Below are 384 nucleotides of genomic sequence, written 5' to 3'. Positions count from 1 at the left end.
GCTTCTCCTTTTAAAAAGTGGTTAAAAAAGGTAGTCTCCACATCTTTCTGGTAATTGGCAGAAATATCATCGCCAAAGTAGATGTTGCCAATAGCCTGCCTTTTTCTGTTTCGTGACCAGTCCCCGTGGCTCCACGGCCCCATCACCAGCATGTTGGAATTCTCACTGTTCTTTTCCAGGCTTTTGTAGATGTTGAAAGGTCCGTAAAGATCTTCGGCATCAAACAAACCTCCTACTACCATCACTGCCGGCTTTACGTTCTTCATGTGTTGTATAAGTCCGCGTTTTTGCCAGAATTCATCATAATTAGGATGTTCCTTAAGCTGTTGCCAGAACACGTTGTCTTTTCCGTAATATTTATCGAGGTTCTTAAGAGGCCCTGCA

1 protein-coding gene is annotated in these 384 nt (G+C 43.5%); it reads right to left on the bottom strand.

The window, feature by feature from the left end; genetic code table 11:
* Positions 1-384 (bottom strand): CocE/NonD family hydrolase (locus tag HC175_RS20210; protein WP_235942708.1); only part of this gene is annotated, 384 nt, incomplete at both ends.

It is taken from the genome of Salinimicrobium oceani (assembly GCF_012037645.1).
The sequence above is the reverse complement of the archived record's forward strand: the minus strand, read 5'-3'. Positions and strand labels throughout refer to the sequence as shown.